The 22,970-nt window shown below is 75.8% G+C and carries 15 protein-coding genes; 10 read left to right on the top strand and 5 right to left on the bottom strand.

The genetic code is table 11. From position 1 onward, the window contains the following. Positions 1–62 precede the first annotated feature (62 nt). From ACIRBX_RS23545 to ACIRBX_RS23520, 6 genes are all read left to right on the top strand, one after another. A complete protein-coding gene (locus tag ACIRBX_RS23545) occupies positions 63–1,439 on the top strand; it encodes a non-ribosomal peptide synthetase (protein ID WP_402299104.1) in 1,377 nt (458 codons plus the stop codon). Between the two features lie 145 nt (positions 1,440–1,584). Next, positions 1,585–4,692, top strand: a complete 3,108-nt coding sequence (locus ACIRBX_RS23540) for an amino acid adenylation domain-containing protein (protein ID WP_402299103.1) — start codon at positions 1,585–1,587, stop codon at positions 4,690–4,692. After that, positions 4,689–5,900, top strand: coding sequence for an acyl-CoA dehydrogenase family protein (locus tag ACIRBX_RS23535; protein ID WP_402299101.1), 1,212 nt, complete (start codon positions 4,689–4,691; stop codon positions 5,898–5,900). Before ACIRBX_RS23540 ends, ACIRBX_RS23535 begins: the two co-directional genes overlap by 4 nt. A gap of 40 nt (positions 5,901–5,940) precedes the next feature. Further along, on the top strand, positions 5,941–7,893 hold the full coding sequence (locus ACIRBX_RS23530) for a non-ribosomal peptide synthetase (RefSeq protein WP_402299099.1): 1,953 nt from the start codon (positions 5,941–5,943) through the stop codon (positions 7,891–7,893). A gap of 59 nt (positions 7,894–7,952) precedes the next feature. Then, positions 7,953–9,776, top strand: a complete 1,824-nt coding sequence (locus tag ACIRBX_RS23525; protein WP_402299098.1) for an amino acid adenylation domain-containing protein — start codon at positions 7,953–7,955, stop codon at positions 9,774–9,776. Next, positions 9,773–12,652: a condensation domain-containing protein gene (locus ACIRBX_RS23520; protein WP_402299096.1), complete on the top strand. Its 2,880-nt coding sequence runs from the start codon at positions 9,773–9,775 to the stop codon at positions 12,650–12,652. The genes ACIRBX_RS23525 and ACIRBX_RS23520 overlap by 4 nt, the downstream gene beginning before the upstream one ends. 94 nt (positions 12,653–12,746) lie before the next feature. Here the strand turns inward: ACIRBX_RS23520 and ACIRBX_RS23515 are convergent, their stop codons facing one another. Further along, positions 12,747–12,935: a hypothetical protein gene (locus tag ACIRBX_RS23515; RefSeq protein ID WP_402299094.1), complete on the bottom strand. Its 189-nt coding sequence runs from the start codon at positions 12,933–12,935 to the stop codon at positions 12,747–12,749. 171 nt (positions 12,936–13,106) lie between these two features. Here ACIRBX_RS23515 and ACIRBX_RS23510 point away from each other — a divergent pair, with 171 nt between their 5' ends. From ACIRBX_RS23510 to meaB, 3 genes are read left to right on the top strand one after another with little or no spacing between them, the layout of a single operon-like run. Further along, positions 13,107–15,020 carry a methylmalonyl-CoA mutase family protein gene (locus ACIRBX_RS23510; RefSeq protein WP_402299092.1) on the top strand — a complete coding sequence of 638 codons (1,914 nt, stop codon included), beginning with the start codon at positions 13,107–13,109 and terminating at the stop codon, positions 15,018–15,020. Then, positions 15,017–17,236: a methylmalonyl-CoA mutase gene (scpA, locus tag ACIRBX_RS23505; protein ID WP_402299090.1), complete on the top strand. Its 2,220-nt coding sequence runs from the start codon at positions 15,017–15,019 to the stop codon at positions 17,234–17,236. Before ACIRBX_RS23510 ends, scpA begins: the two co-directional genes overlap by 4 nt. Positions 17,237–17,269: 33 nt before the next feature. After that, positions 17,270–18,286 (top strand): methylmalonyl Co-A mutase-associated GTPase MeaB, encoded by a 1,017-nt coding sequence (gene meaB, locus ACIRBX_RS23500; RefSeq protein ID WP_402299088.1) that lies wholly within the window; start codon positions 17,270–17,272, stop codon positions 18,284–18,286. Positions 18,287–18,381: 95 nt separating this feature from the next. Here meaB and ACIRBX_RS23495 read toward each other — a convergent pair whose 3' ends face one another. The 4 genes from ACIRBX_RS23495 to ACIRBX_RS23480 form a co-directional block, all read right to left on the bottom strand. After that, complete coding sequence (locus ACIRBX_RS23495) at positions 18,382–19,095, bottom strand: class F sortase (RefSeq protein WP_402299087.1); 714 nt, start codon at positions 19,093–19,095, stop codon at positions 18,382–18,384. A gap of 28 nt (positions 19,096–19,123) precedes the next feature. Then, entirely contained in the window at positions 19,124–19,837 is a 714-nt protein-coding gene (locus ACIRBX_RS23490) for a hypothetical protein (protein WP_402299085.1), read from the bottom strand. 255 nt (positions 19,838–20,092) lie between these two features. After that, a complete protein-coding gene (locus ACIRBX_RS23485) occupies positions 20,093–20,419 on the bottom strand; it encodes a hypothetical protein (protein ID WP_402299084.1) in 327 nt (108 codons plus the stop codon). 161 nt (positions 20,420–20,580) lie between these two features. Beyond that, positions 20,581–21,183: a DUF4230 domain-containing protein gene (locus tag ACIRBX_RS23480; protein ID WP_402299083.1), complete on the bottom strand. Its 603-nt coding sequence runs from the start codon at positions 21,181–21,183 to the stop codon at positions 20,581–20,583. 429 nt (positions 21,184–21,612) lie between these two features. Between ACIRBX_RS23480 and ACIRBX_RS23475 the strand changes: the two genes are divergently transcribed. Continuing rightward, complete coding sequence (locus tag ACIRBX_RS23475; RefSeq protein WP_402299081.1) at positions 21,613–22,845, top strand: MFS transporter; 1,233 nt, start codon at positions 21,613–21,615, stop codon at positions 22,843–22,845. Positions 22,846–22,970: the final 125 nt, after the last annotated feature.

Genomic DNA, 22,970 nt, shown 5'->3' with positions numbered 1-22,970 from the left:
CCCCGTCCCGGACCACCCGGTCCCGGAACGCCCCGCCGCACCGAGCCCGAGAGCCGAGACCCGTGCACGCCAGCATCACCGCCGCCTACCTCGCCCGGTACCGGCCGCTCGCCGCCGCTGCCGACGACCCGTCCACCCTGCTCCCGCTGACCGGCGCCCAGCGCCGCTTCCTGCTCACCCGCCGGATGCGACCGCACGGCCGACCGGACACCGTGCCGCTGTTCTTCGCCTTCCCGCGCGGCACCGTGGACCTGGGCCGACTGCACCGGGCCGCCCACGCCCTGGCAGCCCGTCACCCCGCGCTGCGCGGCCGGTTCACCACCGTGCGCGGCACGCCGCTGCTCCGTCTCGGCGAGGCGGCGGTGGCGGTCTCCCGGGTCGCCGTGCCACCGGGCGGCTGCGCCGACCAGGCCGTCCGGGAGGCCCTGCTCGCCTGGTCCGCCGACGGGCCGGTGCTGCAGCTGCTGCTCTGCGACGACCCGGACGGGCAGCGGGAGTTGCTCACTCTCGCGCTCGACCACGCCGCCTGCGACGAGCAGTCGCTCGGACTGGTCACGGCCGGCCTGACGGACACGTACGCCCGCGACGGCGCGGCCCCGACGGACGGCGGCGCGGCAGGTGACGGCCCGGCGAACGGCAGCACGACGGACAGCGGCGCGGCGGACGACGGCACGGCGGACGGCGGCCTGGCGGCCTACCGGCACACCGTGGAGCTCCAGTTGGCCGCCGAGGAGGCCGCCGCCGACCCTGCCGCCCGGGCCCACTGGGCCACCCGGCTCGGAGCGCTCGGCACCTCCGCACCCGTCCGTCCGTCCAGTGCCCCGCTCCCGGATGGCCCGCCCCCGCCGACCGGGGCGCTGGCGGAGCGCCTGCCTGCCGTCGGCGGAGCCGCCCGCGGGTCGGTCTTCCCGGCGCTGCTCGACGCCGTCACAGCGGCCGGCCACCGGCTGCTGGGCACCGGACGGACGCTGGCCATCGGCTACCCCTGGGGCGGCCGACCGCCCGGGGCAGGCCCGGAGGTGCTCGGCTGCTTCCTCAACACCCTGGTCCACCCCGGGAGTTCCGCCACCGACGGCCTGGAGGCGTTGGCCGACGCCTGGTGGGACGACCTGGAGCACGCGGGCACCCCGTTCGACGAGGTGGTGCACGCGGCCCGGTCCGGCGGTGCCCACTGGTCCGGCGGCCTGGACGGGATGCTCACCCTGGAGGAGCTGAGCCGTCGCCCGCCCTTGGTCCTGGGCGGCGTCGCCGGGGTGGAGACCCACCCGGCCGGGCGGCCGATCGGCGCCCCGTTCGCCGTCGCCGCCTCGAACGGGGCGGACGGCCTGCTGGTCCGGTTGGTCTGGGACCGTGCCCACGCCCGGGACCTCGACGCCGAGGCGGGTTTCGAGGCCCTGCTCGCCACCCTGCGCCACCACCTCACCGCCACCCCCGCCTGATCCGCCCCGACCTCACCGCAAACCCCGAACACCAAGAGACAGCAAGAGACACCACGGACACCGCCACCCCGGTGTCCACGCCCGGAGCGCTCACCACACCTCGACGCTCCGGCTCCACGCACCACCCACAGCAAGGGAACCCACCATGTTCGACCTCTCCTCCTCCCAGGAGATCGTCTGGTTGCACGAGCAGATGCTCCCCGGCAGCCGCGCCTACAACTTCACCGCAGCCCTGGACCTCTGGGGCACCCTGGACACCGCCGCCCTGCGGGCCGGGCTGACCGCCGTGCTGGCCCACCACCCGGGCCTGCGACTGGAGTTGGTCCAGCGCCCGGAGGGCCTGCCGGGCCAGCGGGTCGGCGCGCGCACCGAGCCCCGGCTGCGCACCAGCGACTTCTCCGCCGAGGCCGACCCGGAGGCGGCGTTCCGCACCCTGCTGGCCGCCGAGGCCGAGGAACCGCTGGACACCGAGCAGGCGCCGCTGCTGCGCTGGCACCTGGTCAGGCTCGGCGAGCAGCACCACCGGCTGGTGCACGTGGAGCACCACCTGATCCACGACGGGCACTCCTTCGCCATCCTGCTGCGCGACCTCTTCACCGTCTACCGGGCCGAAGTACTGGGCGAGAAGGCCGAGTTGACTCCCGCGCGGTCCTACCAGGAGCACGTCGAGGCCGACTCGGCCGCCGCCCGGGCCGAGACCCGCGCGCGCAGCCTGGCGTTCTGGCAGCAGGAGCTCGCCGACGCACCCCGGGACCTCACCCTGCCGGGTCTGGCCCGCCCCGGCGCGGTCCGCCGCCACCACGGCGGCCAGCTGCGCCAGCCGGTCGGCGCCGACCTGGCCGCGCGGCTGCGCGAGCGCAGCAAGGCCGACGGGCACACCCCGTTCTCCACCCTGCTCACCCTCTTCGCCGAGCTGCTGCGCCGGCACAGCGGCCACCGGGAGACCGTGGTCGGCACCGCCGTGGGCAACCGGCCGCTGGGCTTCGAGGGCACCGTCGGCATGTTCGTCAACACCGTGCCGCTGCGGCTGCGCCTCGACCCCACCGCGCCGACCACCGACGCGGTGGACGAGGTGACCGACGTGCTGCTCCGGGCGCTGCCCCACCAGGACGTCCCGGTCCAGGAGTTGACCCGCTCGCTGGGCCTGCACACCGGCGGTGCGGACAACCCGCTGTTCGACGTGATGTTCAGCGCCCACGACGCCACCCTGCCGGACGTCGAGGCGCCCGGTCTGGAGATCTCGCTCTACGAGGGCTTCAACACCGGCACCACCCGCTTCGACCTGGACGTGGTGCTGCTCCCGGACGACCGCCGGGTGGTCGGCGAGAAGCTTGGCGCCGCCGGCATGACGCTGATCTGGGACTACGACGAGGACCTGTTCGGCCGTCCGGTCGCCGAGCTGCTGGCCGGGCGGTTGCTCGACCTGCTCCGCGCCTACCTGGACCGGCCGGGCGCCGCGCTGGCCGATCTGGCGGTGCCGGCCCCGGAGCCGGAGCTGTCCGCACCGGCCGTCGAGCTCTCCGTGCTGGACCCGGTCAGCGGGCAGGACCCGGAGGCCCTCGCGCTGATCGCCGGTGCCGAGCGGCTGACCTACGGCGAGCTGGACCGCCGGGTCGGCGCGCTGGCCGACCGGCTGCGCGCCGCCGGGGTGCGGTCCGGTCAGCCGGTGGCCACCGTGCTGCCGCGCGGGGTGGACAGCGTGGTCGCCCTGCTGGCCTGCCTGCGCCTCGGCGCGGTGCACGCCCCGCTCTCCACCGAGGACCCGGCCGCCCGGCTCGGCCTGCTGATCGAACGGCTCGCCCCCGCGCTGGTGCTGAGCACCCGTGAGGCCGCCCTCGCGCTGCCCGCGACCGGGATCACCCCGGCCCTGCTGGACGGCCCGGCCTTCCCGCCCGCCGCCGAGGCCCGGGTGCTGGACGGCGGTGCCTACGTGATCCACACCTCCGGCTCCACCGGTGTGCCCAAGCCCGTGCTGGTCGGCCGCCCGGCGCTGGCCCGCTACCTGACCGGCCTGGCCGAGCGGTACGAGCTCACCGCCGCCGACCGGGTGCTGCTGTTCGCCCGGCCGTCCTTCGACGTGGCCCTGGAGGAGGTGCTGCCCTCGCTGGCGGCGGGCGCCGCCCTGGTGCTGCCGCAGCGCGAGGTGCCGACCGGCGGCGAGCTGGTCGCCGTGCTGGCGGCCCGGGGCGTCACCGTCGCCAATCTGCCGACCAGTTACTTCCTGGCCGTGCGCGCCGAGTTGCGGGAGGCGCTGGCGGACCGGCGCTGGTCGCCCCGGCTGCTGGTGCTCGGCGGCGAGCGGCTGCCGGCCGCCGCGCTGCGCGAGGTGGTCGAGGCCACCCGCGCCACCGTGCTGAACGCCTACGGCGTCACCGAGGCCACCGTCACCTCGACCACCCACGCGGTGACCGCCGCCGACCTGGACGGCGCGGAGATCCCGCTCGGCACCGAACTGCCGGGCGTGCGGACGTACGTACTGGACGAGGGGATGCGACCGCTGCCGCCGGGCGCGGTGGGCGAGTTGGCGATCGCGGGCGAGGGGCTCGCCGAGGGCTACCTCGGCCTGGCCGAGGCCACCGCCGCCCGCTTCGTCCACGTGCCCGCACTGGACGGCGAGCGGGTCTACCGCACCGGCGACCGGGGGTACCGGGACCTGGACGGCCGGCTCTGGTTCCTCGGCCGCCAGGACAACCAGGTGAAGCTGCGCGGCTTCCGGATCGAGCTGGAGGAGATCGAGGCGGCTGCCTCGGCCGAACTCGGCGGCCGCTCCTGCGCGGTGGTCCTGCACCGGGCCGAGAACGGCACCCCGCAGCTGCTCGGCTTCCTGGAAGGCACCGAGCAGCCCGACCAGGCCGCGCTGCACGCCGCCCTGGCCGAGCGGCTGCCGACCGCCCTGGTCCCCTCGCACTGGACTGCCCTGGCCGTCATGCCGCTGCTGCCCGGCGGCAAGCCCGACCGCACCGCGCTGGCCCGCACGGCCGGCCAACTCCCCTCCGCCGAAGCGAAGTCGGCTCCGTCGGCGTTCGACGACCCGGCCCAGGCGCTGATCGCCGAGGCCTGGCGGGCGGTGCTCGGCCACGACTCCTTCACCGCCGAGTCGCACTTCTTCGAATCCGGCGGCCACTCCCTGCTGGCGGCCCAGCTCGCCGCCCAGCTCGAACCGCTGCTCGGCACCCGCCCCGCCCTGCGCACCCTCTTCCGGCACCCCGTGCTGGCCGACCAGGCCCGCGTCCTCGCCGGGGGTGCCCGATGAGCACCGCCACCGCCGCCCCGGCGCTCTCCCGGCAGCTCTCCCCGTCGGCCGTGCTGGCCGACGGCCACCGCGAGCTGGTGGAGGCCTTCGAGAGCTTCATCCGCCGCGAACTCGTGCCACTGGCAGCCGAGTTGCCCGAGACCACCGACCAGGTGCCGGCCGACCTGCGGGCCTACGTGCGCCGCCGGTCCGCCGCCCTGGGCTTCTACGCGGGCGACCAGCCCGAGGAGTACGGCGGCTCCGACATGCCGTTCACCGCCGTGGTGCTGCTGCACCACGCGGCCGGGCGCAGCGGCTGCCTGCTCGCCCCGTACGCACTGGCCGGTTCGGACGGGCCGAGCCCGCTGCTGCGGCACGGCACGCCCGAGCAGATCGAGCGTTACCTGATCCCGCTGGTGCGCGGCGAGTCGGCCCGCTGCCTGGCGCTGACCGAGCCGCACGCCGGCTCGGACGCCTTCCGGCTGACCACCACCGCCGTTCGGACGGACGGGAGTTGGCTGATCTCCGGCCGGAAGACCTTCGTCTCCAACGCCGACCGGGCCGACATCGCCCTGGTGGTCACCGCCACCGATCTCGGCGAGGGCGCCGGGCCGACCGCCGGGGCCACCGCCTTCGTGCTGCCGATGGACACCCCGGGGCTGCGGATCGGCCAGCGCTACGAGGGGATGTCCGGCGAGCCGCTGTTCGAGCTGCTGCTGGACGGCGTGCGGGTCGGCGACGAGGCGGTGATCGGCGGCGAGGAGGGCATCGGCGCCGCCGCCGCGCTGGCCATGGACAGCCTCTCCCGGGGGCGGCTGGTGGTCGCCGCGATGTGCGACGGGGTGGCCGAGTACGCGCTGCGGCTCGGCGTGGAGTACGCCCGCGAGCGGGAGGCGTTCGGCTCCCGGATCGGCGCCTACCAGCACGTCCAGGAGCACCTGGTGACCACCCGGGCCGAGGTGGAGGCGGCCAAGCTGCTCACCCTGGCCTGCGCCCGACTGGTGGACGAGGGCACCGAGGCGCCGGAGAACGCGGCGCTGGCCAAGCTGACCTCCTCCGAGACCGCGGTCCGCGCGGTGGACCGGGCGCTCCAGGTGCACGGCGCCACCGGCTGGGTGCGCGGGCACCCGCTGGAGCACCTGTACCGGTACGTCCGGATGATGACGATCATCGAGGGGACCTCCGAGGTCCAGAAGGTGATCATCGCCCAGGCCATGGGCCTGAGCTGACCCGCCGTCACCCGCCCTCTCACCCTTCGGAGATCCACCGATGACCGTCACTCCCCTGCCCGGCGCGCTGCCTGCCACCCTGCACGGCGGCCCGCATCGGGACGCCCCGGTGCTCGACCTGTTCACCGCCTGGGCCCGCCGGACCCCGGACGCGCCCGCCGTCGTGGACGGCTCCACCGTCACCAGCTACGGCGAACTCGACCGCCTGGCCGATGAGTTGGCCTCCCTGCTGATCGACCGGGTGGCCCCCGGCGAGCTGGTCGGCCTCTGCCTCGACCACTCCGCCGCACTGGCCGCCGCGACCCTCGCGGTGGCCCGGCTCGGCGCCGTCGCGCTCCCGCTCGGCCCGAAGCCCGGCGAGCGCCGCCTCCAGGCGGTCGCCGAGAACCTGCGGCTGGCCTGCCTGATCGGCGACGCCGCGCTGCTGCCCCCCGCCCACCGGGGCGGCGAGCAGCTCCCGCTCCCCCTCCCGGCGGGCGGCTCCGTGGCAGCGGGCCCCGTGGTGGCCGCCTTCGCCCCGGCGCCCGAGGGCGCGGTGGGTGCCCCGGACGGCACTTTCTACGCGGTGCTCACCTCCGGCTCCACCGGCACCCCGAAGGCCGTCGCGGTCGGTGCCCCCTCGCTCGGCTCGCTGCTGCACTGGTACCGCGAGCTGACCGGCCTGGGTCCCGGCGACCGGCACAGCCTGCTGATCGGCGTCGCCTTCGACCCGCACCTGATGGAGCTCTGGGCGGTCCTCACCTCCGGCGCCGCCCTGTACGTCGCCCCCGAGGCGGTCCGCTGGGACTCCACCGCGCTCACCGACTGGTGGCGGGAGGCCGGGATCACCGTCTCGGTCCTGCCGACGCCGCTGGCCGAACCGCTGCTGGACCGCCCCTGGCGGGCCGGGCCGACGCTGCGTCACCTCACCATCGGCGGCGACCGCCTGCGCCGCGCGCCCGGTCCGGACGTCACCGCGACGGTGCACAACGCCTACGGCCCGGCCGAGGCGACCGTGGTGACCACGGTGCACAGCATGCCCCCCGGCGGCGGCCACGGTGCCGACGCACCGCCGATCGGGCTGCCGATCCCCGGCGTGGCCGTGCTGGTCACCGACGAGGACGGCCGGCCGGTGGAGCGCGGCAGCACGGGCGAGCTGCGGATCGGCGGCGACTGCCTGGCCCTCGGCTACCTGGACCCGGAGCTGACCGCCCGTCGGTTCGTCCCGGCACCGGACCTCACCGCTCCCACCGTGACCGCCGCCTCCACCACAACCGCCACCGCGCCCGACGGCACCACGGCCGACTCCACGCCCGACCGCACGCCCGACGGCACGTCCCCGGCCGGGCTCGGCATCGGTGACCGCGTCTACCGGACCGGGGACCGGGTGCTGATGCGTCCGGACGGCGTGCTGGAGTTCCACGGCCGCCTGGACGACCAGGTCAAGGTCAGCGGCGTACGGATCGAACCGGCCGAGGTGGAGGCCGCGTTCGAGCGTGACCCCCGGGTCCGCCGGGCGGCCGTCGCGGCCCGTCCCGGCCCGGCCGGCGGCGTCCGGCTGCTGGCCTTCGTGCAGCCGGCCACCGAGGCCGCACCGCCCACCGGACCCGAGCTGCTCGCGGCGGCCCGGGCCTGGCTGCCCGAGCAGGCCGTGCCCGCCGTGGTCCGGCTGGTGGACGCCTTCCCGCTGGACGCCAACGGCAAGGTGGACCGGGCCGCCCTGCTGGCCGCCGAGCAGGCCGCGCCAGCCCCGTCGGCGGAGGAGGGCGCGACCGACACCGAGCGCTTCGTGCTGCGCACCTGCCGAGAGCTGCTCGGCCGGGCCGAACTCGGCCCCTCCGACGACTTCAAGGACGCGGGCGGCACCTCGCTGGCCGCCGCCCGGCTGCTGGCCGCCCTGGAGCAGGAGTTCGAGGTCCGGCTGCGCGCCCCGCAGCTGCTGCGCTGCCCGGACCTGCGCGCGGTCGCACGGCTCGTGGACGAGCGCCGCCCGGTCGCCGCCGCCCGCTCCTGACCCTCCGTCACCGCAGGGTGCCCCGGCCGACCGGCCGGGGCACCCGGAAGGGAACCACCATGTCCGCTCCCGTCCGCGCCACCGCCTCGGTACCCGAGCTGGTCGCCGAGCAGGCCACCCGCACCCCGCACGCCCTCGCCGTGACCGACGGCTCCACCACCCTCACCTACGCCGAACTCATCGCCTCGGCAAGGCGCCTGGCCGGAGAGCTGGCCGGGCGCGGGGTCCGGCCCGGCAGCGCGGTGGGCCTGCTGGCCGCCCGCTCCGCCCGGCTGGTGGTCGCCCAGCTCGCCGTCTGGTGGGCCGGGGCCCACAGCGTGCCGCTGGACCCGGCCTACCCGGCCGTCCGGACCGCCGAGATGATCGCCGACTCCGGGGCCGTCCTGGTGCTCGGCGACAAGGCGCTGCTCGCCGAGGCCCGGCTGACCTCGGGCCCGACCCTGGAGCTCACCGAGGACGGCGCCGCCGCGCTCTCCGACGGTCCGTCACCGGCCCTGGCCCCGACCGGCACCGAGCGCCTGGCGGTCGTCTTCTACACCTCCGGCTCCACCGGCCGCCCCAAGGGCGTCCAGGTGCCGCACCGCGCGCTCACCGCTCTGGTCACCGCCGCCGACGGCATCGCGCTCGCCCCGGGCCACCGGGTGCTGTTCCACTCCCCGCTGACCTTCGACGCCTCCACCTTCGAGCTGTGGGCCCCGCTGGCCACAGGCGCCGCCGTGGCGGTCTCCCCCGCCGACCGGCCCACCGGGGAGGAGCTGGCCCGGGACGCCGAGCGGTTCGGCGTCACCCACGCCTTCCTCACCACTGCGCTCTTCCACCACCTGGCGGCCCGCCGGTCCCGACTGTTCGGCGTGCTGCGCACCCTGGTGACCGGCGGCGAGGTGGTCTCCCCGGAGCACGCCGGGACGGTCCTGCGGGCCTTCCCCTGGCTGGAGTTGGTGAACGCCTACGGCCCGACCGAGGCCACCACCTTCACCACCCTGCACCCCGTCAGCCCGCAGGACTGCGCGGCCGGGCCGCTCCCGATCGGCCGGCCGTTCGGCGGGGCCCGGGTCACCGTGCTGGACGACCGGCTGCGCCCCGTCCCGGCGGGCGTCCAGGGCGAGTTGTGGATCGGCGGCGACCGGCTCGCGCTCGGCTACCTCGGGCAGCCGGAGCTCACCGCCGACCGCTTCCGCGAGCTGCCGGGCCTCGGCCGGATGTACCGCAGCGGCGATCTGGCCGTCGAACGCCCGGACGGGGTGGTCGAGTTCCACGGCCGGGCCGACCACCAGGTGAAGGTGCGCGGCTTCCGGATCGAGCCCGGCGAGACCGAGCACGCCCTGCTCCGGCTCCCCGAGGTCGCCGAGGCCGCCGTGGTGGTCCGCCGGGCCGGACACGAGGACGCCGCGCTGACCGCCTTCGTGGTGCCCGCCGAGGGCCACCGGCCGGCCGGCGAGCTGCTCCGCAGCCGGCTCGCCGAGCGGCTCCCGGCCCACCTGGTGCCGACCGCCTGGGCCGTCCTCGACCGCCTGCCGCTCACCGGCAGCGGCAAGGTCGACCGCCGGGCACTGGCCGAGCACGGCTCGGACGCCGTGGCGGCCCCCGAGCACGGCGCCGCCCTCCGGCCGCTCACCCCGATCGAGGAGGCCGTGGCGGCGTCCTGGTCCCGGGCCCTGGAGCGGCCCGTCACCGACCCCGCCGCCGACTTCCTGGCCGAGGGCGGCCACTCCCTGCTCGCCCTCTGGGTGGTCGACGACCTGCGCGAGGACCTGGGCGTCGAACTCACCCTGGCCGAGTTCTTCGACCACCCGACCCTGACCGCCCAGGCCGCCCTGGTGGAGCGGGCCCTGCTCGCCGCCGTGCCCGCCGCCCTGCCGACCACCGTCGAGGACCCCCGATGACCGACACCGACCTGAGCGCGCGTCAGGCCGACCTGCTCCGGCGGGCCCGCTCGACCGGCCCGGCCCGGGCCACCACCCGCCCCGCCTCCCCCGGCGCGGTGCTGCCGAGCGGGCTGACCGGCCCCGCGCCGCTCTCGCACGCCCAGCACCGGATGTGGCTGATGGAGCACCTCGGGCAGGGCGGCGCCCACTACAACGTCCCGGTCGCCGCCCGGCTGCGCGGACCGCTGGACCTCGGCGCCCTCGCCACCGCCCTGACCGCCCTCACCGAGCGGCACGAGATCCTGCGCACCCGCTACGGGCAGCGCGACGGCCTGCCGTACCAGGAGGTGCTGCCGGTCGCCCCCGTCCCGGTCGAGGTCCGCCGGACCGCCGAGCACGGCGCCCCCGCCCTGCTGCGCGCCGAGGGCTCCCGCCCCTTCGACCTCGCGACCGGGCCGGTGCTGCGGGCGCTGGTGCTGCGGCACGCACCCGAGGACCACGCCCTCCTCCTGACGGTGCACCACATCGCAGTCGACGGCGCCAGCCTGCCCGTCCTGACCGGTGACCTGGCCGCGCTCTACGCCGCCGCGTGCACCGGCCGTCCCTCCGGGCTGCCCGGACCCACCCTCCAGTACGCCGACTTCGCCCGCTGGGAGCGCGCCCGCGATCCGGAGCTCGCCGCCGCGGCCGAGGCCCGGGCGGCGCAGCTGGCCGGCGCCCGTCCGCTCCCGCTGCTGCGCGCCGTCACCGGTCCGCGCGCCCGCGCCGCCGCCCTGCACGGCGCACCGCTCACCCCGGCGACCCTGGACGGCCTGCGCCGGCTGGCCACCGCGCACGGCGCCACCCTCTACACCGTCGTGCTGGCCGCCGCCCTGGCCACCCTGCACCGCGCCACCGGGGAGTCCGACCTGACCGTCGGCCTGGCCAGCGGCCACCGGGCCCGTCCCGAGCTGCGCCGGCTGGTCGGGCTGGGGGTCAACACCCTTGCCGTCCGGGCCGATCTGGGTGGCGATCCGGAGTTCACCGAGGCGCTCGGCCGGGTCCGCGCCGCACTGTTGGAGGCCCAGCAGCAGCACGAGGTCCCGCTCGACCTGGTGGTCGAGCGGCTCGGCGCGCAGGCGCGCGGGGAGGACGGCCGCGCACTGCTCTCCGTCACCTGCGACCTGGTGCAGCCGGTCGCCCCGCTGGAGCTGCCGGGCCTGACCGCCGAGGCGGTCGAGGTCGGGCTCGGGCTGGCCAAGTTCGGGCTCGGTCTGCTGGTGGAGGACGGGCCGCAGCCGCGCTGCCTGGTGCAGCACGACACCGACGTGCTGGACCACGCGACCGGCGCGCGCCTGCTCTCCGGCTTCGCCGCCGTTCTCACCGCGATCGCCACCGACACCACCGGCCCGCTGAGCGCCCTGCCCGGCGTACTCCTGACCTCCCCTCACCACCCGGCCGTGGCAGCCCTGCTCGCCGACCCCCGGGTCGCCGACGCCGCCGTGCTGACCGAGCCGGGCGGGCCCGCGCGGGCCTACGTCGCGCTGCGCGAGATCACGGGGCCGAACGGCACCGAACTCCGGGCGGCCCTGCGGCGCACCCTTCCGGCCGAGCAACTGCCCGCCTCGGTGACCGTCCTGGACGCCGTACCGCGCACCGCCGACGGGGCCCTGGACCCCGCCCGCCTCCCCGGCTCCAGCCCCGCTGCTCCCGCCACCGCCGACGCCTCCGCCTCCGCCACGGCCGGGCCCCTCGAGACCGTGCGCACCGCCTTCGGCACCCTGCTCGGCGGCCGGCCCGGACCGGACCAGGACTTCTTCGTGCTCGGCGGCCACTCCCTGGTCGCGGTCCAGCTCGCCGAGCGCCTCCGCACCGCCACCGGCCTCCCGCTGACCGGCCTGGACGTACTCGAACAGCGCACCCCGCGCGCCCTGAGCGCCCTGCTCGCCGAGCGCGAGCGGGAGCGCGCGCAGCGCAGCGCGCCGGGCCGTGCCTCCACCTCCCCCCGGTCCGCCCGCACCGGCACCGTGCTGCTCACCGGCGGCACCGGCGGCGTCGGAGCCGCCGTGCTCCAGGAACTGACGGCCCGTGGTCTGCCGGTGCGGGCGCTGGCCCGGCCGGAGTCCGCCCACCTGGTCGCCGCCGACGGCGTGGAGATCGCCGAGGGCGACCTCGGCGACCCGGACAGCCTGCGCCGCGCCGTCGAGGGGGTGGACGCGGTCATCCACGCCGCCTGCACCTTCACCGACCACGAGACCGACATCGCCGCCATGCGGGCCCTGCTCGACGGCTGGCGCGGCGAGCGCTTCGTCTTCGTCAGCAGCATCGACGCCTACGGCCACCCCAGCACCGCCGAGGTCCCCGAGGGCGCGCCCGCGACCGAGCCGCTCACCCCGTACGGCCACGCCAAGCTGGCCTGTGAGCGCCTGCTCCTCAACCACCTCGCCGCTCCCGGCCGGGGCACCGGCACCGTGGTCCGCTCCCCGATCGTCTGGGGCCCGCACCGCCGGCTGCGCGACCAGCTCCGCTGGGGCTCGACCGGCGACCTCTACCAGGCCGCGCTGGCCGGGCGCCCCCTCCTGCTGCCCGCCCCCGGCACCGGCGGCCATCCCTGGCACGGCGCCTGCTGGGTGCACTCCGGCGCGCTGGCCCGCACCCTGGTCGACTGCGCCACCGGCACCGGCCCCGACGCCACCGGACGGATCGTCAACGCCGTCACCGGCCACGTCTCCTGGACCGACTTCGCCACCGAACTCACCCGCCTGCTCGGCTCCTCCTCCCCCGTCACCACCACTCCCGACCCCGCCCCCGAGCTGCTCCGCCCCTGGCACTACCGCGCCGACGCCCTCGCCCCCACCCTCCGCCCCGAGCCGGGCGAGGACTGGCGCACCGTCCTGGCCGCCATGACCGGCTGACCGGCCCCGCCGGCCGACCGCTCCGGCCCGGGTCAGCCCCCGGGCCGGGCGTGCCGGGGATGGCCCGGGCCGGAGCTGACCCGGGCCGGGCGGCTCACCGCCCGGAGAGCAGCACCGGGAGCGTGAGGACCGCCAGCGCGCCCCCGATCAACAGCACGGCGAGACCCAGCCCGCGCAGCAGGCGGCCGGCCGGGCTGCCGGTGCCCAGCGCGGCGAAGCCCGCCGCGAGGGCCAGGACGGCCAGCAGGATCACACCGACCAGGGGCAGGACTCCGAGTGCCATGGGACCAGCCTGCGGCAGTCGGCGGCCTCCGCCCGGGAGGCGGGGAGCGCGGCGGGTCGGAGCGCCGCTCGCGAGCTCCGGAGGCACTGGACGGCGCGCGGAGTGCAGCGAGGCAAAGGTCACACCTCCGCCATCTGATGATCGTCGGCTAACGGGCATTAACCTTCCGCTATGACGGTCCTGCCCCAAGGGCTCCCTCTGGCCGCCGAGTTCCCGGAGACATCCCGCGAGCGGTGGCAACACCTGGTCGAAGGCGTCCTGCGCAAGTCCGGCGCGGACGTCTCCGGAGCCCAGGCGGAGGAGGCGCTCTCCACCGAGCTTCAGGACGGACTCCGTATCCGTCCGCTGTACACCGCCGAGGACGGCGCGGCTGCCGCCGAGGCCGCCGGCCATCCGGGCTTCGCGCCGTTCGTCCGGGCCGGGCGGCCGGAGGGCTCGGCCGCCACGGGCTGGGACGTGCGCCAGCGGCACGCCGAGCCGGACCCGGTGCGGGCGAACGAGGCCGTGCTGGCCGATCTGGAGAGCGGGGTGACCTCGCTCTGGCTGGAGCTGGGCGCCACCGGCCTGCCGGTCGACGGGCTGGCCCGGGCCCTGGACGGGGTGTACCTGGACCTGGCCGGGGTGACCCTGGACGCGGGGGCCGAATTCGGCGCCGCCGCCGAACAGTTGTTCCGCGTCCTCGACGAGCGCGGCGTCCCGGCCACGGCCGCCACCGGGAACCTCGGGGCGGACCCGCTCGGCCTGCTGGCCCGCACCGGCCGGGACGCCGACACCGACGCGCAGCTGGCCGGGGCCACCGCGCTGGCCGCCCGCTGCGACTCCTCCTACCCGGGCATCCGCGCCCTGGTGGTGGACGCCCTGCCGTACCACGAGGCAGGTGCCTCGCCGGCCCAGGAGCTGGGCTGCTCGCTGGCCACCGGCGTGGCCTACCTGCGGGCCCTCACCGGGGCCGGCCTGTCGGTCGACGCCGCCTGCGCGCAGCTGGAGTTCCGCTACGCGGCGGACGCCGACCAGTTCCTCTCGATCGCCAAGTTCCGTGCCGCACGCCGTCTCTGGGCCCGCGTCAGCCAGGTGTCGGGCGCCACCGCGCAGTCCGCGCAGCGCCAGCACGCCGTCACCTCCCCGGTGATGATGACCGCCCGCGACCCGTGGGTGAACATGCTGCGCACCACGGTGGCCTGCCTGGCCGCCGGGGTCGGCGGCGCGGACGCGGTGAGCGTGCTGCCGTTCGACAGCGCGGTGGGCCGCTCGGACGCGTTCGCCCGCCGGATCGCCCGCAACACCCAGGCGGTGCTGCTGGAGGAGTCGCACCTGGCCCGGGTGATCGACCCGGCCGGCGGCTCCTGGTACGTGGAGCGGCTGACCGACGAACTGGCGCGCTCCGCCTGGGCCTGGTTCCAGGAGATCGAGCGGGCCGGCGGCCTGCGGGCCGCGCTGGCCGACGGCACCGTCGGCGAGCGGATCGCCGCCACCTGGGCGAAGCGGCAGGTGGCGCTGGCCAAGCGGCGCGAACCGGTCACCGGCGTCAGCGAGTTCCCCCACCTCGGCGAGCAGCCGCTGGTCCGCGAGCCACTGCCCGCACCGGTCGGCGGCGGTCTGCCCCGGGTCCGGCTGGCGGGCGCCTTCGAGGCGCTCCGGGCCCGCTCGGACGCCCACCTGGCGGCCACCGGGGCCCGGCCCCGGCTGGCCCTGGCCGCCCTCGGCCCGGCCGCGGCGCACACCGCGCGGCTGACCTTCACGGCCAATCTCCTCCAGGCCGGCGGGATCGCCACCGTCACCCTGACGGGAGCGGAACCGGCGGACGTGGCACGGGAGTTCGCGGCGGACGGGGCCGAGCTGGTCTGCCTCTGCTCCAGCGACAAGCTGTACGCCGAGCAGGCCGTCGAGGTCGCCGCCGCGCTGAAGGCGGCCGGTGCCCGGCGGGTGCTGCTGGCGGGCCGGCCGGGCGAGCTGGGCGAGGCGCTCCGGGCCGCCGGGGTGGACGAGTTCGTGTACGCGGGCGGCGACGCGGTCGCCCTGCTGACCTCCCTGCTGGACACCCTCCTCGGCGAGGGCTCCAAGGACGAGAACGGAGCGGCCCGGTGATTCCCGACTTCGCGGAGATCGGCCTCGACCAGGACCCGGCGCACGAGCAGGCCCGGGCGGTCTCCACCGACGCCCAGTGGCGCGAGGCGTGGAAGACGGCGACCGGCAAGGACGTCGAGGAGCAGCTCTGGGAGACCCCGGAGGGCATCGGCGTGAAGCCGCTCTACACCGCCGCCGACCTGGAGGGCCTGGACTTCCTGGGCACCTTCCCCGGCGCGGCGCCGTACCTGCGCGGCCCGTACCCGACGATGTACGTGAACCAGCCGTGGACGGTGCGCCAGTACGCCGGCTTCTCCACCGCCGAGGAGTCCAACGCCTTCTACCGGCGGAACCTGGCGGCGGGTCAGAAGGGCCTGTCGGTCGCCTTCGACCTGCCGACCCACCGGGGCTACGACAGCGACCACCCCCGGGTGACCGGTGACGTCGGCATGGCGGGCGTCGCCATCGACTCGATCTACGACATGCGCCAGCTGTTCGACGGCATCCCGCTGGACCGGATGTCGGTGTCGATGACGATGAACGGCGCGGTGCTGCCGGTGCTGGCCCTGTACATCGTGGCCGCCGAGGAGCAGGGGGTGCCGCCCGAGAAGCTGGCGGGGACCATCCAGAACGACATCCTCAAGGAGTTCATGGTCCGCAACACCTACATCTACCCGCCGCAGCCCTCGATGCGGATCATCTCGGACATCTTCGCCTACACCTCGCAGAAGATGCCCCGGTACAACTCGATCTCCATCTCGGGCTACCACATCCAGGAGGCCGGCGCGACGGCCGACCTGGAGCTGGCGTACACCCTCGCCGACGGCGTGGAGTACCTGCGGGCCGGGCTGGGTGCCGGGCTGGACGTGGACGCCTTCGCGCCGCGCCTGTCGTTCTTCTGGGCGATCGGGATGAACTTCTTCATGGAGGTCGCCAAGCTCCGGGCGGCCCGGCTGCTCTGGGCCAAGCTGGTGAAGCAGTTCGACCCGAAGAACCCCAAGTCGCTCTCGCTGCGCACCCATTCGCAGACCTCGGGCTGGTCGCTGACCGCCCAGGACGTGTTCAACAACGTGACCCGGACCTGCGTCGAGGCGATGGCCGCGACCCAGGGCCACACCCAGTCGCTGCACACCAACGCGCTGGACGAGGCGCTGGCCCTGCCGACCGACTTCTCGGCCCGGATCGCCCGCAACACCCAGCTGATGCTCCAGCAGGAGTCCGGCACCACCCGGGTGATCGACCCCTGGGGCGGCAGCGCCTACGTCGAGCGGCTGACCCACGACCTGGCGGCCCGCGCCTGGCAGCACATCCAGGAGGTGGAGGCGGCCGGCGGGATGGCGAAGGCGATCGACGCGGGCATCCCCAAGCTCCGGGTGGAGGAGGCCGCCGCCCGCACCCAGGCCCGGATCGACTCCGGCCGCCAGCCGGTGATCGGGGTCAACAAGTACCGGGTCGCGGCCGACGAGCAGATCGAGGTGCTCAAGGTCGACAACTCCTCCGTGCGGGCCCAGCAGATCGAGAAGCTCCGCCGGCTGCGGGCCGAGCGGGACGAGGCGGCCTGCCAGGCGGCGCTCGCCGCGCTGACCGCCTCGGCGCGCGAAGGCGCCCGTCCCAGTGGCGGGTTGGAGGGGAACCTGCTCGCCCTGGCGGTGGACGCGGCCCGGGCCAAGGCCACCGTGGGCGAGATCTCGGACGCCCTGGAGGCGGTGTACGGGCGGCACTCCGGCCAGATCCGTACCATCTCGGGTGTGTACCGGGACGAGGCAGGACAGTCGGGATCGGTGGACCGCACCCGCGAGCTGGTGGAGCGGTTCGAGCGGGCGGAGGGGCGCCGGCCGCGCATCCTGGTCGCCAAGATGGGCCAGGACGGCCACGACCGCGGCCAGAAGGTGATCGCCACCGCCTTCGCCGACCTCGGCTTCACGGTGGACGTCGGCCCGCTGTTCCAGACCCCGGCCGAGGTGGCCCGGCAGGCGGTGGAGGCGGACGTGCACATCGTCGGCGTCTCCTCGCTGGCGGCCGGTCACCTCACCCTGGTGCCCGCGCTGCGGGCCGAACTGGCCGAGGCGGGCCGGGAGGACATCACCATCGTGGTCGGTGGCGTCATCCCGCCGCAGGACTTCGAGGCGCTCTACGCGGCGGGTGCGGCGGCGGTCTTCCCGCCCGGCACGGTGATCCCGGAGGCCGCGTACGACCTGCTGACCAAGCTGGCGGACGAGCTCGGGCTCGAACTGTGACCGCTCGCAGGGTGGTTGGAGGAGTCTGACCCGATGGCCCGGACGATCGACATCGAGCAGTACGCCGCCGGGGTCCGTGACGGCTCGCGCGCCTACATCGCGCGGGCCATCACCCTGGTGGAGTCCAGCCGGCCCGACCACCGGGTGCTGGCCCAGCAGTTGCTCTCCGAACTGCTGCCGCTGAGCGGGAAGGCGGTGCGGATCGGCATCACCGGTGTGCCCGGCGTCGGCAAGTCCACCTTCATCGAGGCGCTCGGCACGATGCTGACCGGCCGGGGCCACCGGGTCGCGGTGCTGGCGGTGGACCCGACCTCCAGCCGCACCGGCGGCTCGGTGCTCGGCGACAAGACCCGGATGGAGCGCCTGGCGGTCGACCCGAACGCCTTCGTCCGCCCCTCCCCCACCTCCGGCACGCTCGGCGGGGTGGCCAAGGCCACCCGGGAGAGCATGGTGGTGATGGAGGCGGCGGGCTACGACGTGGTGCTGGTCGAGACGGTGGGCGTCGGCCAGTCCGAGACGGCGGTGGCCAACATGGTGGACACCTTCCTGCTGCTCACCCTGGCCCGGACCGGCGATCAGCTCCAGGGCATCAAGAAGGGCGTGCTGGAGCTGGCCGACCTGGTCGCGGTGAACAAGGCGGACGGCCCGCACGAGCTGGACGCCAAGGCGGCGGCCCGTGAACTGGCGGGCGCGCTCAGGCTGTTGCAGGCTCCGGACGCGGTCTGGAACCCACCGGTGCTGACCTGCAGCGGCCGGGACGGCACCGGCCTGGAGTCGCTCTGGGAGCGGATCGAGCAGCACCGCAGCACCCTGGACGCGGTCGGCGCACTGGCCTCCCGGCGGCGGGACCAGCAGGTCTCCTGGACCTGGTCGATGGTGCACGACCAGCTGCTCGCCCGGCTGCACGAGCACCCCGGCGTGCGCGCCCTGGCGCCCGCGCTGGAGCAGCAGGTCCGGGACGGTCACCTGACCGCCACCAGCGCCGCCGACCAACTGATGGCCGCTTTCTCCGACCCGCATTCCTCCGGCCCCGCCGACGGGAACGGCTGACGGCCGTTCGCAGTGATCGCCCGGCGTTCACGCCGAATGCCCCGGGCCATGGGAATGGGCCGGGGCATTCGGCTGTCAGCCATTTCGGTGCGGGCTCAATGAGCGCCCGTCAGATGGGCGAAAAGAATGACATTACTGGTGTATTCATGCTCGGTCCGGTCGAATCGTCCGCCACAGGTGATGATCCGTAGCTCCGCCCGCCGGGTCGGCCCGTAGACCGCCTCGTCGGGGAACGCCTTCCGGGGATAGGTGCGGATGTCGTCCACGGTGAAGACCGCCGTGCTGCCGTCCACCCGGGTGACCTCCACCGAGGCCCCCGCCTTGACGGTCGACAGCGCCCAGAACACCGCCGGCCCGTCCACCGTGTCCACGTGCCCGGCCACCACGGCGGCGCCCTGGGCACCCGGGGTGGGTGAGTCCCGCAGCCAGCCCGCCGTACCCGGCATCGAGTACGGCGGGAGCTCCGGACGACCCCGGTCGTCCGAGCCGAGGGCGAGCAGCGGCGCCGCCACACCGATCCCGGCGATGGTGAGCCGGATCGGGGTGGAGGGGGCCAGCGGGGCGTGTCCGCCGGGGCCCGGGTCGTCGGGCCCGGCGGACGGCGACGGGCCCGCGCCCGCCCCCGGTGCGGAGGCTGCGGACCCGGACGGGGCCGCTCCGGCCACCTGGGTGGTCGCCGGACCGGTGGTGGCCGCCTCCGGCACGGCCGCCGCCCGGGGAGCGGGCGGGGACGTGCTCGCGGACCGGCCACCGTCGCGGACGGCCCCGATCAGCGCGACCAGCAACAGCGTCCCGGAGAGGGCCGCCATCGCCGGCCGGACGCGGCGTGACCATCCGTCAGGCACCGTTCACGGCTCGGCCCCGCCGACGCCGCACCACGCCCAGCACGGCGGTGCCGGCCGCCCCACCGGTCAACGCGATCGCGCCGTACCCGGCCAGGCCGGGCCGCTCCCCCTCCAGCCGGTCCTTCCAGCCACCACCGGTGGCGGGGGCAGCCGGGTCAGCGACGGTGACGCTGCCGACCGCCACCGGCCGGCCGTCGCAGGCGGCGGTGAGCGGGTAGGTACCCGGTGCGGCGCCGACCGGGACGGTGAGCTGACCACCGGTGGCCCCGGGCGGCAGCTGCACCGGACCGGCCAGCACCGGCGAGGTGACGGTGGTGCCCGGGCAGGCGGTGCCGGTGCTGATCTGCACCGTGCCGCCCGGGCGGGTGATCGCCGGATCCACCGTCAGCGGGGCCGGCGCCGCGGCGACGGGGGCGGCGGCCGGAGCAGCCGCGCCGGGGCCTCCGCCCCCGAGGGCACCGGGATCGCCCGGATCGCCCGGGTCACCTGGGTCACCTGGGTCGCCGGGGGCGGCCGAAGCGGCCGGGGCCACGGCCGCCGGCTGCTGCGGCGGCTTGGCCTTCGGTGTCTCGCCGCACTGCACCGGATGGATCGCGCACCAGCCCGGCGGCATCCCGTCCCGGGGTGCGGCGAATGCCTGTCCACCCGTCCCCAGGAATGCTGCCGTTACTGCGGCACCCGCTAGTCCCATAGCGAGCTTCGCCATCAAAGCGGCTCCTTTCACAACCGAAGCCGAGTCTGACTCGAGGTCACACCCGGCTCCTGCGCGAACAATTACGCAATGGTTGCGAAATCCGGCCTGCTGCTAAACCCGTCACCACCCGCCGCCCGGTGATCAGCACCCGGCTGGAGTGATCCATCAACCCGCTCGGCTCAGCCACCAATCCGCCCGTTCCCAGAACGGCGGATGAGACCCCTTACCGGAGGGAGCGCGCGGGCGTGCGCCCCCCTCCGAGCACTCTCAACACCCCGTCCGTGCCACGGCGATGCCGAGTTCCAGCGCCCGGGTCCCCACCCGCCCGGCGAGCGTCCCGTCAGGCAGCCGGACCACCCCCTGCCGGATGTCCACCAGACCGCGCTCCAGCAGGGCGCGCAGGGTGGAGAGTGCGCCCCTCGTGCTCCACCCGGCGTCCCGCAGACCGTCCAGCACGATCACCTCCGTGCCCTCCCCCGCCCCTCCTCCCGGCTCCGGCGCGGGATCGAGCGAGAAGACCAGCCATCCCTCGGCCGGAGCGCCCTGCTGCGCCGTCACCACGGCGCACAGGAAGGCCCGCTGACGCGGGTTCAACTCCTGCCACACCTCACCCGGCTCCCGCCGCGTCCCCGTACCCCGGCCCATCCCCCACCTCGTTCCGTCCCGCGTCCCTCCGGTCCCGTCCCCCGCCCGCGCGCCGGTCCGGCCGGCGCGCGGGCGGACGAGCAGGCGAGCGGGCGGACGTACGGGCGCGGTCAGGCCGCCGTCACCGTCACGGTGGTGAAGCCCGTCGAGCGGAGCAGTCCGGTGAGCATGTCCCGGATGCTGTCGTCCGCCTGCCGGATCAGCTCGGTGTCCTTCGCTGCCTGCTCGATCTTCCGGACCGCGAGCTCCTCGACCTGGCTCTGGTTGCCCGGGTTGCCGCTGAAGAAGTCACCGATCCGGTCGAAGAACCCGCGCTGCTGGAGGTAGACGTACGAGCGCTTCACATCGACCGTGGGCTCGGCCAGTTGGGCGTGCGGCACCGTCACCGCGACCGTCCGCCGGTCCTCCGAGACCACCACCGAACCGGCTCCGAGGCCCGCGAGGTCGACGTAGGCGTCCACCGACCCGGCTGCCACGTAGAGCGTGCGGTTGCCGAGGATCGCGGACGGCAGGAAGGCCGCCTCGTGGTCGAGGTCCACGATCACCTGGAAGTTGCCCTTGGCCCCGGTGAAGCGCTTCATCTGCTGGATCGACTGGAGCAGCACCGGCTGGCTGCGGTCCACCGTCCTGCGCTCGAAGGGATTCGGGAAGCTCGGGAACAGCCCGGCGTGCGCCCCGGCCAGGAAGACCGCGACGATCAGCGCCAGGGTCACCGGCAGACTCAGGTACCAGGGAAGCCCACGCCGCCGCTTGGCAGTCGAACTATCGTCACCAACACGGGACTTGGACCGAAATCGTCCGGACAGGCCCATGATTCCCCCTCTCAGCCACGGATACGGTGCCCCGCGTGTACCCGGAACCCTCCCGTCCATACCGACGGACTGTCAACCGCCGTCCACCACAGCATCCTTGGGGGTCACCCGGCGCCGCGCCCGGACCGGGTCGCCCGGTGGGGGTTGCCGCAGGACGGCCCTGATCGCTAGGGTCACGCTCCATGTACGTCTCCGATCCGCACTGACCGGTCCGGCCCGCCGCCGCGCCCCCGTTGACCTGCCACGGGGCCCGGGCGGCCCGTCGATCCGTCGTGCCCCCGCGCGGCCCCGCCCTCGGTGTGCCGCGCCTCATCCATCGGAGACACCTCCATGTCCGGCCCCACCAGGGGCGGCGCGAGCTTCCGCGCCGTCCTCGCACTGCCCCATGCCCGCCGTCTGTTCACCGCCGCGATGCTGGCCCGGGCCTGCTACGGCCTGCTGCCGCTGCCCCTGCTGCTCGCCCTCCAACAGGCCACCCACTCCTACACCTTGGCCGGCGCCACGGCCGGCGTCTCCGGCCTGGCCACCGCCCTGCTCGGCCCCTACCGGGCGCGGCTGGTGGAGCGCCGCCCCCGGACCCTGATGCTGTTCGCCCTCTGTTACGCGGCCCTGCTGGCCACGCTCGCCGCGGTCTGTGCGGCGGGCGGGCCGGTGCCGCTGGTGCTCGGCCTGGCGGTGCTGGCCGGATTCTGCCCACCGCCGGTCGGGCCGTTGATGCGCACGCTCTGGGGGCGGCTGGCCCGGGGCGAGGCGCAGCAACAGGCGGCGCTCAGCCTGGACACCGTCGCCGAGTCCACCGTCTTCGCCCTCGGCCCGGTCCTCGGCGCCCTGCTGGCAGCGGCCGGCACTCCGTCGGGGGTGCTGGGGTGCTGCGCGGTCCTGGTGCTCGTCGGCTTCGGCCTGCTGGCCCGGGCGCTGCGCACCGCGCCGGATCGGCTCCGGGCGACGGCACCCGTCACGGCCGGAGCCCCGACTCCCCTGCGGCAGCCGGGATTCCTCCCGCTGCTGCTCGTGGTGCTGGCGACCGCGTCCGGGCTCTCGCTGTTCGAACTCGGCGTGCTGGCCGCCTGGGGCACCGTCGCCACGGGCATCCTGGGCACGCTGTTCTCGGTCGGCGGGGTGCTGGGCGGTCTGCTCTACGGCCGGCGCGCCTGGCGCGGTCCGCTGACCCGGCGTCCGGTCCTGCTCGCCGCCGCGGCGGCAGCCGCCTACGCACTGCCGGTGCTGCTGCACGCCGCGCCGACCGCCGGGCTGGCGCTGCTGATGGCCGGGGCGTGCACCGATGTCCTGCTGATCACCTCCTATCAGTTGGTGGACCGGCTGGTGCCGGAGGGTTCGCACACCGAGGCCGGAGCGTGGGTGAACACCGCGTTCAACCTCGGTGCGGCGGCCGGGTCGGCCCTCGGCGGCGCGGTACTGGACCGGGCCGGGCCACCGGTGGTCTTCGCGCTCACCGCCGCCGTGATCGCCGGCTGCGCCGCGCTCTGCGCACCGGCCCTGACCCAGCAGCGGGGTGACGCACCGTCGGCGGACCGGCCGGAGGAAGCGCTGCCGGTCCGCTGACCCGACCGCGCCCGGACGACGCGCAGGCGGGCCGCCGGGGCCGGACACGCCGTGCCCCCGGCACCGTGCCCGGCACCGGCGCTCACCCACCCGGCGGCGCCCGGCCCTCCGCCGGTCGCCCGGCA

Origin of the sequence: Kitasatospora sp. NPDC096147, from assembly GCF_044763225.1 — a bacterium.
Classification (GTDB): domain Bacteria; phylum Actinomycetota; class Actinomycetes; order Streptomycetales; family Streptomycetaceae; genus Kitasatospora.
This window is presented reverse-complemented; position numbering and strand designations above follow the sequence as displayed.

Excerpts from the sequence above, each read along its gene's own strand:
- ACIRBX_RS23540 (WP_402299103.1), top strand. The coding sequence starts at position 1,585 with ATGTTCGACCTCTCCTCCTCCCAGGAGATCGTCTGGTTGCACGAGCAG.
- ACIRBX_RS23535 (WP_402299101.1), top strand. The coding sequence starts at position 4,689 with ATGAGCACCGCCACCGCCGCCCCGGCGCTCTCCCGGCAGCTCTCCCCG.
- ACIRBX_RS23530 (WP_402299099.1), top strand. The coding sequence starts at position 5,941 with ATGACCGTCACTCCCCTGCCCGGCGCGCTGCCTGCCACCCTGCACGGC.
- ACIRBX_RS23525 (WP_402299098.1), top strand. The coding sequence starts at position 7,953 with ATGTCCGCTCCCGTCCGCGCCACCGCCTCGGTACCCGAGCTGGTCGCC.
- ACIRBX_RS23520 (WP_402299096.1), top strand. The coding sequence starts at position 9,773 with ATGACCGACACCGACCTGAGCGCGCGTCAGGCCGACCTGCTCCGGCGG.
- ACIRBX_RS23515 (WP_402299094.1), bottom strand. The coding sequence starts at position 12,935 with ATGGCACTCGGAGTCCTGCCCCTGGTCGGTGTGATCCTGCTGGCCGTC.
- ACIRBX_RS23510 (WP_402299092.1), top strand. The coding sequence starts at position 13,107 with ATGACGGTCCTGCCCCAAGGGCTCCCTCTGGCCGCCGAGTTCCCGGAG.
- meaB (WP_402299088.1), top strand. The coding sequence starts at position 17,270 with ATGGCCCGGACGATCGACATCGAGCAGTACGCCGCCGGGGTCCGTGAC.
- ACIRBX_RS23495 (WP_402299087.1), bottom strand. The coding sequence starts at position 19,095 with ATGGCGGCCCTCTCCGGGACGCTGTTGCTGGTCGCGCTGATCGGGGCC.
- ACIRBX_RS23490 (WP_402299085.1), bottom strand. The coding sequence starts at position 19,837 with ATGGCGAAGCTCGCTATGGGACTAGCGGGTGCCGCAGTAACGGCAGCA.
- ACIRBX_RS23475 (WP_402299081.1), top strand. The coding sequence starts at position 21,613 with ATGTCCGGCCCCACCAGGGGCGGCGCGAGCTTCCGCGCCGTCCTCGCA.